This is a genomic window from Nocardia sp. NPDC059764 (genome assembly GCF_042732555.1).
Taxonomy (GTDB): domain Bacteria; phylum Actinomycetota; class Actinomycetes; order Mycobacteriales; family Mycobacteriaceae; genus Nocardia.
The window spans coordinates 52,606-67,863 of record NZ_JBHWHH010000004.1 but is presented as its reverse complement, the minus strand read 5'-3'; the positions used below and the strand labels follow the sequence as shown (position 1 = coordinate 67,863).

Sequence of the window (15,258 nt, the reverse complement as noted above, 5' to 3'; positions counted from 1 at the left end):
GAGCTTGCCGCCGTAGAGCAGCGGGCCCCACAGCTCCCACACCGAGAAGTCGAAGGCGTAGGAGTGGAACAGGGTCCACACGTCGTCGGGTCCGAAGCCGAACTCGCGATCGGTGTTCGCCATCAGGCGCACCACATTGCGGTGCGCGACTGCGACGCCCTTGGGGCGGCCGGTCGAACCGGAGGTGTAGATGACGTAGGCGACGTGGTCGGGGTTCAGCGCCGCACGGCGGTCGGCATCGGTGACGGGGCCGTCGGCCGCGTCCACGATGTTCCCGGCCTCCAGCGAGAAGCCGTCCAGGAGAACGGTGTTCAGCTCGGCCGGGAGCTCGACCTGCACGGTCGAGTCGGTGATCACGCTGGTGGGCTTCGCGTCCGAGAGCACGAAGGCGATGCGGTCGGCCGGGTAGGACGGATCGATCGGCACGTAACCCGCACCGGTCTTGATCACGGCCAGCAGCGCCACGACCAGGTCCGCGGAACGCGGCAGCAGCACCGCGACCAGCGACTCCGGACCCGCGCCCTCCCCGATCAGCCTGCGCGCCAGCACGTTCGCGCGGCGATCCAGCTCGAAGTAGGTGAGCTCCTCATCGCCGAACCGCACCGCGACCCGCTCCGGATGGGCGGCCACGGCCAGATCGAACAGGCCCGAGATGGTGGCCTCGGCGGCGGCGAACGGGCTCGCCAACGCCGCGAGGGGGTTGGACAGACGCTCAGCGGCCCCGCCCAGCGCGGCCAGGGCGGCGGCCTCGGGCGCGATGCCCGAAATGCCCTCGGCGACGGCGAGTTCGGCCTCGGCGACCGCGGCGCGCGCGGTCGCGGCCAGCTCGACGATGTCCTCGCCCGCGGAGACCCAGTACTCGGCCACGTCGTGGCGTTCGCCCTCGCCCAGCAGGTCGATATCGCCGATCAGGGCCGACGGGTCCTCGGCGACGGCGCGCAGGATGCGAACCAGGCGCTCGGCGAAGGCGATGACGGTCTCGGCGTCGAACAGATCGGTGGCGTAGTTCCAGGACAGCCCCAGTGAGCCGTCGGCGGGCTCGCTCACGGTGAGCTGCACGTCGAACTTGGCGGTGCCCGGATCGAATTCGACGACCTCGAGGGCCAGGTCCGGCAGCTCGACCGCGGCCGCGTCCTTGGCGCCGGCGGCCTCGAAGGTCAGCGCCACCTGGAACAGCGGGTGGTGCGCCTGCGAGCGGACCGGGCTGAGCACGTCCACCAGCCGCTCGAACGGCACGTCGGCGTGCGCGAAGGCGGCCAGGTCGGTGCGGCGCACCTGGGCGAGCAGATCGCGGAAGGCCGCGTCCGGCTTGACCTCGCTGCGCAGCACCAGGGTGTTGACGAACATGCCGACCACGTCGTCGAGGGCGCGTTCACCGCGGCCCGCGATCGGGATGCCGATGGCGATGTCGGTGGACCGCGACAGGCGCGCGGACCAGGCCGCGAGCGCCGCGTGGACCAGCATGAACAGGGTGACGTCGTGTTCGCGGGCCACGCCGGTGAGGGCGCGGTGCAGGTCTGCGTCGATCGAGAAGTCGTGCACGCCACCGGCATTGGTGGCGACCTCGGGCCGCGGCCGGTCGGCGGGCAGTTCCAGCTGCTCGGGCAGGTCGGCCAGCTGGGTGGTCCAGTAGGCGATCTGCTGGGCGGCGATGGACTCGGGATCGGTCTCCGCGCCGAGGATCTCACGCTGCCACAGCGTGTAGTCGGCGTACTGCACCGGCAGCGGCGACCAGGCCGGGGCCTCGCCGGTGGCGCGGGACAGGTAGGCGGCCACCACGTCACGCAGCAGCGGGCGCAGCGACGCGCCGTCGGCGCTGATGTGGTGCAGCACCAGCACGACCACATGCTCGGTCTCGCCGAGGCTCAGCACCGTGGCGCGGAACGGCAGTTCGCGGGTGACGTCGAAGAAGACGCTCGCCAGCTGAGTGATGCGCGCGGTCAGGTCGGCCGCGGTGACGGACTCGGTCCGCACCTCGAAGTCGATCTCGGACAGCGGCAGGACGCGCTGGAAGCCGTCGCCCTCGATCTCGGGGTAGACGGTGCGCAGCGACTCGTGCCGGGCCAGCACGTCGCCCAGGGCGGCGGTGAAGGCGGCCGGATCAATCGCGCCGGTGAGCTTCAGCGCCACCGGGATGTTGTTGACCGCGGTGCGGTTGTCGAAGCGGTTCAGGAACCACATGCGCTGCTGCGCCAGCGACAGCGGCACCAGCTCCGGACGCTCCTGTGCGACCAGGGCGGCCCGCGCGCCGGTGCCGACGCGCGATTCCAGCTGTGCCGCCAGCGAGGCCACGGTGGAGGCCTCGAACAGCGCGCGCAGCGGGATGTCGGCGTCCAGCGCCGCGGACAGGCGCGCGATCACCTGGGTGGCGATCAGCGAGTTGCCGCCCAGCTCGAAGAAGTCGTCGTCCAGGCCGACCCGGTCCAGGCCGAGCACGTCGGCGATGGTGCCGGCGACCGTCTGCTGCACCGGGGTGGCCGGGGCGCGGAAGGTCTTGGCGGCGAAGGTCGGCGCGGGCAGCTGCTTGCGGTCCAGCTTGCCGGAGGCGTTGAGCGGGAAGGCGTCCAGCACCATGAAGGCGGCCGGGACCATGTACGCCGGAAGCTGTTCGGACAGCACGTCCTTCACGGCGTCGACGTCGAGGTGGCCGTCGGCGGCGATCAGGTAGGCGACCAGCTGATCACCGGTGCGCTCGTCGTGGCGAACCACGACCACGGACTGCGCGATCGCGGGCAGCGCGGTGAGCGCGGATTCGATCTCGCCGAGCTCGATGCGCAGACCACGCAGCTTCACCTGGAAGTCGGTGCGGCCCAGGTACTCCAGCTCGCCGTGGCCGGTCCAGGTGACGAGGTCACCGGTGCGGTACATGCGCGCGCCGTCGCCGAACGGGTTGGCCACGAAGCGATCCGCGGTCAGATCCGGGCGCGCGACGTAGCCGGTGGCCAGCTGGTCACCCGCGAGATAGAGCTCACCCGCGACACCCACCGGAACCGGGTTCAGGCGCGAATCCAGCACGTACACCTGGGTGTTGAAGACCGGCGCACCGATCGGCACCGAGGTGATGTCGGCGTCGACGACCTCGTGGAAGGTCACGTCGACCGCGGCCTCGGTGGGGCCGTACAGGTTGTGCAGACGGGCGCCGGTCAGCTGCCGCAGCTTCTGCGCGGTCGGCGCGGGCAGGCCCTCACCGGAGGCGAAGACATTGGTCAGGCTGACGCAGTCGGCCGCGGCCGGCTCGGCCACGAACACCGCGAGCATGGACGGCACGAAGTGGGTGACCGTGACGCCCTCGCGGACGATGATCTCGGCCAGGTAGGCCGGGTCGCGGTGGCCGTCGGGTTTGGCGACCACCAGACGCGCGCCGACCTGCAAGGGCCAGAAGAACTCCCACACCGACACGTCGAAGGTGGCCGGGGTCTTCTGCAGCACCACGTCGTAGGCGGCCAGCCCGTACTGGGCGTGCATCCACACCAGGCGGTTGACGATGGCCGCGTGGCTCACGGCCACACCCTTGGGGCGGCCGGTGGAACCGGACGTGAAGATCACGTAGGCGGTATTGCCCGGGCGCAGCGGCGAGCGGCGCTCGGCATCGGTGACCGGGCCGCCGTCGAAGGCCGACAGATCCAGCTCGTCGATCCGAACCTGGCGCGCCTCAACGCCTTCCAGGTCGTCACCCGAGGTGAGCACGCAGACCGGCTGCGCGGTCTCGAGGATGTACTGGGTGCGCTCGGCCGGGTGATCCGGGTCCAGCGGCACGTACGCGCCACCGGCGACGGCCACGGCGTACATGCCCGCGACCAGGTCGATGGAGCGGCGCATGCCCAGCGCGACGAAGGATTCCGGTCCGACGCCCTCGGCGATCAGCCAGCGCGCCAGCTTGCGCACGCGGGCCGCGAACTCGGCATAGGACAGACTCGTCCCCTCGAACGTGACAGCCGTCGCGTCCGGGGTCAGCGCGACCTGCGCCTCGAACAGCGACACCAGCGTCGCCGCCGCGCCCTCTTCGATCTCCGGCAGCGCGGTGTCCAGCTCGAACGCGGTCTCGTTCCAGCCGACCAGCAGCTGACGACGCTCGGTCTCGGTCAGCAGCTCGACTTCGCCGACCAGCTGGGTTGGGTCCGTGGCCACGGCGGTGAGCACGGCGACGAAGCGCTGCGCGAACACGCCCGCGTACCGCGCGTCGAAAAGGTCTGTGGCGTAGACGAGTTCGGCGTCCATGGCGGCGGAGTCCAATTCGCGGCCCGCCGCGGCACCGTCGACGACCTCGCTCAGGGTCATCTGCAGATCGAACTTGGCCGACTGCTGATCGATGGCCAGCTCGGCGACGCTCAGGCCCGGTAGCTCCAGCGAGGCACGCCCCAGGTTCTGGAACGACAGCATGACCTGGAACAGCGGGTGCCGCGCCTGCGAGCGGGCCGGGTTGAGCACCTCGACCAGGCGCTCGAACGGCACGTCCGCGTGGGCGAAGGCCTGCAGATCGCGCTCGCGCACGGTCTTCAGCAGGTCGGTGAAGCTCGCGCCGGTGTCCACCGGGGCGCGCAGCACCAGGGTGTTGACGAACATGCCGACCAGGTCGTCGAGCGCCTGCTCGCCACGGCCCGCGACCGGGATGCCGACCGCGATGTCGTCGGTGCCGCTCAGGCGGGCCAGCAGCGCGGCGAAGGCGCTGTGCACCACCATGAACAGGGTCGTGCCATGGGCCTGCGCCACCCGGTTCAGCCCGGCGATGAGCTCGCCCGGCACCTGGAACCGGTGGGTGCCCGCGTCGTAGGAGGCGACGGCCGGGCGCGGCGTGGTGGACAGGCGCAGCTCGTCCGGCAGGCCGGACAGGGTGTCGCGCCAGTAGTCGAGCTGCTCGGTGATGAGCGAGCGCGGGTCCTCTTCCGAACCCAGGGTCTCGCGCTGCCACAGCGCGTAATCCGCGTACTGCACCGGCAATTCGGTCCACCCCGGGGTCTCGCCCTGGCTGCGCGCGATGTAGGCCGTCATCAGGTCGCGGACCAGCGGCGTCATGGAGAAGCCGTCGGCGGCGATGTGGTGGGCCACCAGGACCAGCACGTGCTCGTCGGCCGCGAGGCGGTAGGCGCGTAGGCGCACGGCGGTCTCGGTGGTGACGTCGAAGCCGCGCGCGGCGAAGTCGTAGACCGCGGCGAACAATTCGCCCTCGGTCACGTCCAGCACGTCCAGCTCCGGAATGGCGCGGCCGGTGGGCAGCACCTTCTGGTAGGCGACGCCCTCGTGCGACGGGTACAGGGTGCGCAGCGACTCGTGGCGCGCCATCACGTCGGCGATCGCGCCGCGCATGGCGTCGAGATCCAGTGCGCCGGTGAGCCGTACGGCCGCCGGGATGTTGTTCGCGGCCGATTCGGGATCGAACCGGTTGAGGAACCACATGCGCTGCTGCGCGAGCGACAGCGGCGGGTACTCGGGCCGGGTGCGGACCGTGAGCGCCTGGCGCACACCGGTTCCCGCGTGCGACTCCACCCGCGCGGCCAGCGCGGCCACGGTCGGGGCCTCGAACAGCACGCGCACGCCGATCTCGGCGTTCAGCGCGGCCGCCAGGCGGGCCACCACCTGGGTGGCGACCAGCGAGTTGCCGCCCAGCTCGAAGAAGTCGTCGTCCACGCCGACGCGCTCGGCGCCGAGCAGGTCGGCGAAGATCTGCGCGATGATCTCCTCGATCGGGGTCGAGGGGGCGCGGAAACGCTTGGCCTCGAACACCGGCGCGGGCAGGGCCTTGCGGTCCAGCTTGCCGGAGGCGTTGACCGGGAAGGCGTCCAGCACCACGAGCGCGGCCGGAACCATATAGGCGGGCAGCGAGGCGCTCAGCGCGGCCTTCACGCCGTCGACGTCGACCACGGCGTGAGGCTCGCGGACCACGTAACCCACCAGCTGGTCGCCCGCGTGCGCGTCGGTGCGGACCACCACGACGGACTGGGCGATGGTCGGCTGCGCCAGCAGCGCCGCCTCGATCTCGCCCAGCTCGATGCGCAGACCGCGCAGCTTCACCTGGAAGTCGGTGCGGCCCAGGTAGTTCAGTTCACCCTCGGCGGTCCAGGAGACCAGGTCGCCGGTGCGGTACATACGGTCGCCGGAGACGAACGGGTTGGCCACGAAGCGGTCCGCGGACAGGTCCGGGCGGCCCAGGTAACCCCGCGCGAGCTGATCGCCCGCGAGATAGAGCTCACCCGCGACACCCGGCGCGACCGGGTGCAGGCGGGCGTCGAGGACGTAGGTCTCGGTGTTCCACACCGGGCGGCCGATCGGCACGAAGACGGTGTCGGCGTCCACGACCTCGTGGTAGGTGACGTCGACGGCGGCTTCGGTCGGGCCGTACAGGTTGTGCAGACGCGCGCCGGTCAGCTCGCGCAGCTTCTGCGCGGTCGGCGCGGGCAGCGCCTCACCGGAGGCGAACACCTGCCGCAGGCTGTGGCCAATTTGCCCCTCCGCTTCGCTCCGGGGCGGGTTCGCGGCGCTGGAGGTCTCGTTCTTCCCTCCGCTTCGCTCCCCCGCTCCACTCAGTCCAGAACGCGACGCGCCGCGAACCTCGGAGGATTGAGCATCCAGCGCGGAAACGAAGACAGAGAGCATGGACGGCACGAAGTGAGCCGTGGTGATGCCGGTCTCGGCGATCACCTGGGCCAGGTACACCGGATCGCGGTGGCCGTCGGGCTTGGCGACCACCAGGCGCGCACCGGTCTGCAAGGGCCAGAAGAACTCCCACACCGACACGTCGAAGGTGGCCGGGGTCTTCTGCAGCACGGCGTCGGTGGCGTCGATCGGGTACTCGTGCTGCATCCACAGCAGGCGGTTCACGATCGCGCCGTGCTCGACGGCCACGCCCTTGGGGCGGCCGGTCGAACCGGACGTGAAGATCACGTAGGCGGTGTGCTCGGGCCGGATCGCCTGTCCCCGTTCGGCATCCGTGATCGGAGCGTCGGAGTAGGCGTCCAGGTTCAGCGTGTCGACTTCCAGCACCGGCACATTGCGGCCGGTCACGAAGTCGTCGCGGCCGGTGGTCAGGATGGCGACCGGGCGCGCGGTGTCGAGCACGTAGTCGATGCGCTCCATCGGCTGGTCCGGGTCCAGCGGCACGTACGCGCCACCGGCCTCCAGCACGGCGTACATGGCCACGACCAGATCCAGCGAACGCCGGATCGCCAGGGCCACCGGCGATTCCGCGGTGACGCCCTGCGCGATGAGCTTGCGGGCCAGCTTGTGCACCCGCGCCGCGAACTCGGCGTAGGACAGAACTGTCCCCTCGAATTCCACGGCAGGCGCATCGGGGCTGATCAGAGCCTGCGCTTCGAACAGCGAGACCAGCGTGGCGGCCTCGCCTGCGGGCAGGGCGGGCAGCACCGAGGCCAGATTGAACGCGGTGTCGTTCCAGCCGTCGAGCACCTGGTCGCGCTCACCGGTGACCAGCACGTCGATATCGCCGAGCGGGCGGTCCGGGTCCGCGATCACGGCGGCCAGGATCAGGTCCAGTCGCCGCGCGAACGCCTCGATGGTCGACTCGTCGAACAGGTCCAGCGCGTACGAGATCTCGGCCGACATGCCGGCGTGCTCGCCGTGGTCATCCTGCGCCTCCTGCAGGGTCAGCTGCAGGTCGAACTTGGCCAGGCGGGCGTCGTAGTCGATGCCGTTGACCGAGAGGCCGGGCAGTTCCAGGCTGGCCTGCCGGGTGTTCTGGAAGGTCAGCATGACCTGGAACAGCGGGTGGCGGGCCTGCGAACGGGCCGGGTTGATGACCTCGACCAGGCGCTCGAACGGCACGTCCGCGTGCGCGAAGGCGTGCAGGTCGGTGTCGCGGGACCGGGCCAGCAGGTCGGCGAAGGTCTCCGAGCCGTCCACCTCGGTGCGCAGCACCAGGGTGTTGACGAACATGCCGATCAGGTCGTCGAGCGCGGCCTCACCGCGGCCGTGCACCGGGGTGCCGATCGCGATGTCGGAGGTGCCCGACAGGCGGGCCAGCAGCACCGCCAGCGCCGAGTGCATGACCATGAACAGCGAGGCGTTGTGCCGGCGGCCCAGATCCACCAGCGCCTGCTGGGTTTCGGCGGAGATGGCGAACGGGTAGGTGCCGCCCTGGTAGCTGGCCACGGCCGGACGCTGCCGGTCGGAGGGCAGCACCAGTTCGTCGGGCAGGTCGGCCAGGGCCTCGGTCCAGTAGCGGATCTGCTTGGAGATCAGCGCGTCCGGATCGTCCTCGGAGCCGAGCACCTCGCGCTGCCACAGCGCGTAATCGGCGTACTGCACCGGCAGTTCCGCCCAGGCCGGGGCCTCCCACGAGGTGCGGGCCGCGTAGGCCACCATCACGTCGCGGGCCAGCGGGCCCATGGACCAGCCGTCGGCGCTGATGTGGTGGACCACCATGCCGAGGATGTACTCGGTGTCGCTGATCTCGAAAAGCGCCGCGTGCAACGGCACTTCGCCGGTGACGTCGAAGGCCATGGTGGCCAGCTCGACCAGGTGGTCGATCAGGTTGGACTCGGTGACCGGCACCGGGGTCAGGTCCGGCACGATCTGCGCGGCGTCCAGCACCCGCTGCACCGGGCCGTGCGCGGTCTCCGGGAAGACCGTGCGCAGCGACTCGTGGCGGTCGATGACGTCGATGACCGCGACCTGCAGCGCCGCGATGTCCAGCTCACCGGAGAGCCGGATGGCGACCGGGATGTTGTTGACCGCCGAGGCGGTGTCGAAGCGGTTGAGGAACCACATGCGCTGCTGCGCGAGGGAGAGCGGAACCTCGTTCGGCCGCTCGCGGGCGACCAGCGCCTTGCGGCCGCCGTCGCCGACATGCGATTCCACCCGGGCCGCGAGGGCCTCCACGGTGGCCGCCTCGAACAGCATGCGCACCGGCACGCGGGTATCGAGGGCGGTGCCCAGGCGGGTCGCCACCTGGGTCGCGATCAGCGAGTTGCCGCCCAGCTCGAAGAAGTCGTCGTCGACGCCGACGCGGGCGATGCCCAGCACCTCGCCGAAGATCTGGGCGATGATCTCCTCGATCGGCGTTGTCGGAGCGCGGAATTCGCGCACCTCGAACCGCGGCGTCGGCAGCGCCTTGCGATCCAGCTTGCCGGAGGCGTTGAGCGGGAACGCGTCCAGCACCATGATCGAGCCCGGCACCATGTACGCGGGCAGGGTGCGCTGCAACGAGGTCTTGACCCCGTCCAGGTCCACCGGGCCGCCGGCCACGATGTAGGCGACCAGCTGATCGCCGGCCACGGTGTCGATGACCAGCACCACGGCCTGCTGCACCTTGGGGTGGTCCAGCAGCGCGGACTCGATCTCGCCGAGCTCGATGCGCTGACCGCGGAACTTCACCTGGAAGTCGGTGCGGCCGATGTAGTCGATGACGCCCGGGTCGTTCTGGTTCCAGCGCACCAGGTCACCGGTGCGGTAGAGCCGCGAACCCGGCTCGCCGTAGGGGTTGGCGACGAAACGCTCGGCCGACAGGTCCGGGCGGCCGAAGTAGCCGCGCGCCACCTGCACACCGCCGAGGTACAGCTCACCCGGGACGCCCGCGGGCACCGGGCGCAGGCCCTCGTCGAGCACATAGGTCTGCGCGTTCCACACCGGGCGGCCGATCGGCACCGAGGTGACCACCGGCGCGTCGATGGCGGCGGCGGTGGCGTGCACGGTGAACTCGGTCGGGCCGTACAGGTTGTGCACGGCCGCGGTGGAGAAGCGGCGGAACGCGGTCACGGTGGCCGGCGGCAGCGCCTCACCGGCGACCAGCACCGCACGCAGGGACAGGCATTCGGACGCCGAGGCCGTGGAGGCGAACACGCTCAGCATGGACGGCACGAACGAGGTCATGGTGACCCGGTGGCGTCCGATGACCTCCGAGAGGTACATCGGGTCGCGGTGGCCGTCCGGCGCGGCGATGACCTGCTGCGCGCCGACCGCCAGCGAACCGAACAGCTCCCACACCGACACGTCGAAGGTGACCGGCGTCTTCTGCAGGATCACATCGGTGTCGTCGATGCCGTATTCGGCGGTGATCCAGGCGATCTGGTTCAGCACCGCGGCGTGCGGGATGGACACGCCCTTGGGGCGGCCGGTCGAGCCGGAGGTGAACAGCACGTAGGCGGCATTGTCCGGACGCAGCGGCGCGAGCCGGTCCGCGTCGGTCAGCGGGGCGTCGCCGTACTCGTCCAGGTCCAGCGAATCCAGCTGCAGCACCGGGCAATCCGAGGATTCCACGGCGTCGTCGACGGTGGTGAGCAGCACCACCGGCTCGGCGGTGCGCAGCACGTAGTCGGTGCGCTCGGCCGGGTGGTCCGGATCGATCGGCACGTAGCCGCCGCCCGCGGTGAGGGTGGCGTAGATGGCGACCAGCATGTCCACCGAGCGGCGGATGCCCACCGCCACCAGGGATTCCGGGCCGACGCCAGTGTCGACGAGCTTGCGCGCCAGGCGGTTCACCCGGGCCGAGAACTCGGCGTAGGTCAGCTCCTCGGCGGGGCCGAACATGCTGCCGCTGCGCTCGCCCGGATCGAAGATCAGGGCGGTGGCGTCCGGGCGGATGCGGACCTGCCGCTCGAACAAATCCAGAACGGTTGCCGCGCCGCGCAGTTCGCGGGCGGTGTGGTTCCAGGCGTGCAGGACGGTCTCGCGCTCACCGGCGTCGAGGACGTCGATATCGCGGACCACGGTGTCCGGGGCGGCCACGGCGGTCTCGAGCACACGCAGGTAGCGCTGCCCGAACTCGGCGACGGTCGACGCGTCGAACAGGTCGGTGGCGTAGGACAGGATCACCGACAGCCCGGCGGTCTCGCCGCCCAGGCCGCGCTGCTCGGTCAGGGTCCACTGCAGGTCGAACTTGGCGATGTCGACCTCGAGCTCGTCCGCGGAGACGGTTAGGCCGGGCAGCTCCATGGAGCCGTGCGACATCTCCTGGAACGACAGCATGACCTGGAACAGCGGGTGCCGGGCCTGCGAACGGGTCGGGTTGAGCACCTCGACCAGTCGCTCGAACGGGACATCGGTATTGGCGAAGGCCGCCAGGTCGGTCTCCCGGGTGCGGGCCAGGAAATCGGTGAAGCGTTCCGCCCCATCCACTTCCGAGCGCAGCACCAGGGTGTTGACGAACATGCCGATCAGGTCGTCGAGCGCCTGCTCACCGCGACCGGCGACCGGGGTGCCGATGGCGATGTCGCTGGTGCCCGACAGGCGCGCCAGCAGCACGGCCAGCGCGCTGTGCATGACCATGAACAGCGAGACGCCCTGGGCGCGAGCCAATCCCGCGAGCCGGACGTGCAGCTCGGCCGGGACCTCGAAGGTGACGCGGGAGCCGTGGAAGCTCTGCACCGGCGGCCGCGGGCGATCCGCGGGCAGGTCCAGCTGATCCGGCAGCCCGGCCAGGGCCGTGCGCCAGTAGTCGTTCTGGCGCGCGGCCATGGAGTCGGCGTCGGATTCCGAGCCGAGCACCTCGCGCTGCCACAGGCTGAAGTCCTGGTACTGCACCGGCAGCGGCGCCCACGCGGGCTCCTGACCGGCGACCCGGGCCAGGTAGGCGGCGGTCATGTCGCGCGAGAGCGGACCGAACGAGAAACCGTCGGCTGCGATGTGATGCACCACGAACGCGACCGCGAGATCCAGCTCGCTGTCGTCGGCGACGGCATGGCGGCCGGTCTCGGCCCCGGCGGCGACCCGGTACACGCGCACCCGGATCGGCAGCTGGGTGGAGACGTCGAAGCCCGCGGACGCGAACTGCGCCAGCGCGGAGCGCAATTCGGCCTCGGCGAGGTCGTGCACCTCGATGCCGAGATCCACCTCGTCCATGGGCAGCACCTGCTGGAAGCCGCCGTCCCCGGACTCCGGGAAGATGGTGCGCAGCGACTCCTGGCGCGCCACCACGTCGGTCAGCGCCAGCTGCAGCGCCTCGATGTCGACCTGTCCGCGCAACCGCACCACGAACGGCAGGTTGTAGGTCGGGACGTTCGGGTCGAACTGGTTGAGGAACCACATGCGCTGCTGCGCCAGCGACAGCGGCACTCGTTCCGGACGCGGCTGCGCCACCAGCGGCGGCCGCGAGACATCCGCGGGCCCAGCGGCTTCCACGCGCGCGGCCAGCCCGGCCACGGTCGGGGTCTCGAACAGCGCGCGCACACCCAGGCGGGTGCTGAACGCGGCCGAGATACGGGCCACCACCTGGGTGGCGACCAGCGAGTTGCCGCCCAGATCGAAGAAGTTGTCGTCCACGCCGACCCGGTCGTGACCGAGCACGTCGGCGAACACGCCCGCCACGATCTCCTCGGCGGCGGTGCGCGGGGCGCGGTATCCGGCGGCGTCGGCGCTGAACACCGGCTCCGGCAGGCCCTTGCGGTCCAGCTTGCCGGAGGTGTTGAGCGGGAACGCCTCCAGCACCATGATCGAGGCCGGGACCATGTAGGTCGGCAGCTTCTCGGCGGCGAAGCGGGTCAGCTCGGCCGGGTCGATGCTCTGGCCCGGGACCGGCACCACGTAGGCGACCAGCTGCTGACCGGTGGCGGTGTCCATCACCAGCACGGCGGCCTGACTGACCGACGGGTGGGCCAGCAGGTCGGTCTCGATCTCGCCGAGCTCGATGCGCTGACCGCGGAACTTCACCTGGAAGTCGGTGCGGCCGATGTACTCCAGCGCACCGGAACCACTCCAGCGCACCAGGTCACCGGTGCGGTACATGCGTTCGCCGGTCAGCGACAACGGATTCGCGACGAAGCGGTCCGAGGTCAGGTCCGGGCGGCCCTTGTAGCCGCGCGCCAGCTGGCGGCCCGCCAGATAGAGCTCACCCGCGGCACCGATGGCGGCCGGCCGCAGATGCGAATCCAGAACGTAGACTTCGACATTCCACTCGGGCACACCGATCGGCACCGTGACGGTGTCGGCGGCGGTGTTCTCCCAGTAGGTGACCGAGACCGCGGCCTCGGTGGGGCCGTACAGGTTGTGCAGGCCGGCCGAGGTGATCTCGCGGAAGCCCGCGCCGGTCTCCGGCGGCAGCGCCTCGCCGATCACGAAGACGTACTTCAGCGTGGCGCACTGGGCGCGGGTGGCGTGCGCGACGAACACCGTCAGCATGGACGGCACGAAGTCGGTGACCGTGACGCCGTGGCGCTCGATCATCTCCGCCACGTACAGCGGATCGCGGTGACCGTCCGGGGTGGCCACGATCAGCTTCGCGCCGACCAGCAGCGGCATGAAGTAGCCCCACAGCGACACGTCGAAGGTGGTGGCCGTCTTCTGCAGGTACACATCGTCTTCGGTCATCGGATACTCGTCGAGCATCCACAGTTCCTGGTTGACGATGGCGTGGTGGGTGACCGCGACGCCCTTGGGGCGGCCGGTCGAACCCGAGGTGTAGATGACGTAGGCGGTGTTGTCCGGGCGCAGCGGCGCGCGGCGGTCCGCGTCGGTCACCGGCTCGGCGGAGAACCCGGAGACATCGAGGGTGTCGATCTCCAAGCGCCGCACCGACTCCGGCAGCTCGAGCTCGTCGCGGGCGGTGGTCAGCACGCAGACCGGTGCCGCGGACTCCAGGATGTAGGCCGTGCGGTCGGCCGGATGATCGGGGTCGATCGGCACGTACGCGCCACCGGCGCGCAGCACCGCGTGCATGCCCACGACCAGTTCCAGCGAACGCCGCATGCCCAGGGCCACCAGCGATTCCGGGCCGACGCCGTCCTCGATCAGGAAGCGGGCCAGGCGGTTGACCCGCTCACCGAACTCGGCGTAGGTGAGCTGCTCGCCCTCGAACTCGACGGCCACATGGTCCGGGGTCAGCGGAATCTGCTTGTCCAGCAACGCCGGCAGCGTGGTGACCGGCACCTCGTGCGCGGCGGAGTTCCACTCCACCAGGGTGCGGGTGCGCTCGGCCGCGGTGGTGATGGGCAGGCCCCAGACCGGCTGCTCCGCCTCGGCCGCCAGGAAGCGGTCGAAGAACTCCAGGAAACGCGCGTGGTGACTGCGGGTCTCCTGGTCGGAGTACAGGTTCGGGTTGGTCTCGAAGTCGATGTGGTTCCGGGTGCCCTTCACCGACTGGTAGAAGTTGACGCCCAGGTCCTCGATGGAACCGGTGGACAGCACGCTGTACTCACCGGTGATGTCGCCGAGCACGACCTCGTTGTGGAACAACATGATGTTGACCCACGGGCCGAAGAACTGCGACCCGACCTCGCCACCGGAGAAATCGCCGGAGGCGGAGCCCGATTCACGGCTCGCCGTGGCGTCGCGCTTGATGTCCTCGGCGCGGTAGCGCTGGTGACGCAGGGCGCCCGAGACGGCCACCGTCACCTGCGCGAGCAGATCGGTCACCGTCGAGTCGTGGCCTACCTTCAGGCGCAGCGGCACGATGTTCGAGGCCGCGCCACCGGAGCGGCGCATGATCGCGGTGGTGCGCGCGGTCACCGGGAGGCTGAGGACGACGTCCTGACTGCCGGTCCACTGCGCGAGGTAGGCGGCGAAACCGGCGATGAGCAGACCCGCGGGCGAGGACTCGTGGCGGGCCACGGCCTGGTCCAGCAGCGAGGTCTGGCTCTCGGTGAGCGCGGCCGTGGCGATCCGGTTGATCGCCGCCGGCGGCGCGGAACGTCCGGCCAGGCTGGTGCCGTCCTCGACACCGGCGATCCGCTCGGCCCAGTACTCCTTGTCGGACTTGAAGCGGCTCGAGTCGCGGTAGGCGAACTCCTGCTCGACCAGGGTGGGCAGGTCGGTCAGCTTGTGCGGCGGAGGCTCGACGCCATTGACGAACGCGGTGTAGACCTCGGCGACCCGGGTCATGTAGGTCACCGCGCCGAGACCGTCCAGCACGATGTGGTGGATGCGCGCATACCAGTAGTAATGGCCGTCGGCCAGTTTCAGCATGCAGGTGCGGATGAGGCGGTCGCGGGTGAGTTCCAGGGGCGCGCTGTAGTCGGCGCGCATCCAGGCGTGGGCGGCGGCGGCCGGATCGGCCTCGGCGCTCAGATCGACGTGGTAGATGGTGCGGTCCAGCGAGTGGTCCACCATCTGCATGGGCTCGCCGTCACGCTCGACGATGCGCAGGAACCCGGAACCGAACTCCTCCGAGCCGCGCACCATGGCGGCCTCGAGCAGCGCCATGTCGAGTTCCCCGCGCAGCTCGACGAACTGGGCGATATTGATCGGAACCTGCGGGTCCAGGTGCTGGGCATACCAGATGCCGAGCTGCGCCGGCGACAGCGGGAAAAGTTCGCCCGACCCCGGTGCGATTTCGCTGCCAGCTTCGCCGATGCCGCCGAAATCCAGCCGGTCCAA

At 70.4% G+C, this 15,258-nt stretch carries 1 protein-coding gene (only partly in view); it reads right to left on the bottom strand.

Annotation, left to right across the window (positions count from 1 at the left end):
• The coding region annotated (locus ACFV4K_RS01570) for a non-ribosomal peptide synthase/polyketide synthase (protein ID WP_379271153.1) crosses the window boundary (this coding region is incomplete at its 3' end): on the bottom strand, positions 1-15,258 show 15,258 of its 44,456 nt. The annotated region extends 29,198 nt beyond the left edge of the window.